The sequence below is a fragment of the Nocardioides sp. CPCC 206348 genome (assembly GCF_048654705.1).
Taxonomy (GTDB): Bacteria; Actinomycetota; Actinomycetes; order Propionibacteriales; family Nocardioidaceae; genus Nocardioides.
Window position 1 is genome coordinate 53,931 of record NZ_JBMCZA010000210.1, and the last position, 1,644, is coordinate 55,574.

A 1,644-nucleotide genomic window follows, 5' to 3' on the forward strand; every position below is an offset into this window, starting at 1 on the left:
GGCCTCGACCTCGTGGCCGGCGCGGGTCCAGGTCGCCGTCGCCGGGATCTCGTCGAACACCCAGGTCTTCTCGCCGGTCCGGGCCACCCCGGAGTCGGACGCGACGGCCGCCATCGCCTTCTCGAACTGCGGTTGCAGCGGGGCCTTGAGGTCGGTCAGCGACTTGCCACGACCCTGCACCCGGCCGGACTCGTCGACCACGCGGTAGGTCGGCGTGAGGTGGGCGCCGAGGTTGGCCAGGTCCCACGCGTCGCGCGGGACGTGGACGCCGGTCGTGGAACGCAGGTGGCGTTCGAGGGCCACCAGCAGCGGCTCCTCCCCCGCGGGTACGGCGGCCAGGAACTCCCGTGCCGTGTTGGGCGCCGGCACGAAGTTCACGCGCAAAGCCTTGGGCAGGCTGCGGATCAGCTCGGTGACCAGCTCCTCACGCAGGCCGGGCACGATCCACGAGAAGTCCTCGTCATCGACCCGGTTCAGGGTCGACACGGGGATGTCGATCGTGAGGCCGTCGTCCTTCGCGCCCGGCTCGAAGTGGTAGCTGATCGGGAAGGTCAGGCCTCCGGCCAGCGACCACTCCTCGGGGTAGTCGGCCTCGCGGACCTCGTCGACCGTGTCATGGGTGAGCATCGCCGGGTCGAAGGTGAGCAGCTCCGGGTGCGCTTTGCGGGCGTCGCGCCACCAGCGGTCGAAGTGCGCGCCGCTGACGACACCCTCGCCGACCCGGGCGTCGTAGAAGTCGAACAGGGTGTGCTCGTCGACCACCAGGTCGCGGCGGCGGGCACGGTGCTCCAGCTCCTCGGCCTCGGCCAGGAGCTTCCGGTTGTGCTGGAAGAAGCGGTGCCGGGTGTCCCACTCGCCGTAGACGAGCGCGTGCCGGATGAACAGCTCCCGGGACAGCGCCGGATCGATCCGTCCGTAGGTCACGGCGCGATCCGCGACCAGCGGGACGCCGTACAAGGTGACCCGCTCGCGGGCCATGACCGACTGCCGCTTCCGCGACCAGTGCGGTTCGGAGTAGGTCCGCTTCACCAGGTGGTCGCCGAGCCGCTCGGCCCATTCCGGCTTGATCTCGGCGTTCTGGCGGGCCCACAGGCGACCGGTCTCGACGAGCTCGCCGGCCATCAGGAACTGCGGGTTCTTCCGGGCCAGGCCGCTGCCGGGGAAGATCGCGAACTTCGCGCCGCGGGCGCCGAGGTACTCGCGGGGACCCGGCCGGCGGTCCTTCGGGGTACGGGAGCCGGGCGCCGGCTTCTCCCGCTCCTCCAGCAGGCCGACGTGCGAGAGCAGGCCGGACAGGAGCGCCTGGTGGATGCCGTCCGCGTCGGGTTCGCCCGTGCCGGCCGCGACCTCGGTTCGTACGCCGATCTCCTTGGCCACCTGCCGCAGCTGGCTGACGAACTCCTGCCACTCCCGCACCCGCAGGTAGTTGAGGAACTCCCGCTTGCACATCCGGCGGAACGCGCTGCCCGACAGCTCCTTCTGCTGCTCGCGCACGTGGCGCCACAGGTTGAGCAGCGTCAGGAAGTCCGAGCCCTCGGCCTTGAAGCGGGCATGGAACTGGTCGGCCTGTGCCTGTTCCTTCGGGCGGTCGACCCCGGGCCGCTCGCGCGGATCCTGCAACGACAGGGCCGCCACGATGACGAG

Annotated in this window: 1 protein-coding gene; it reads right to left on the bottom strand. The window is 71.0% G+C overall.

What is annotated here, in order from left to right:
- The coding region (locus ACOADB_RS21175) for a DUF3418 domain-containing protein (RefSeq protein WP_378603148.1) at positions 1-1,644 on the bottom strand (1,644 nt) is incomplete at both ends.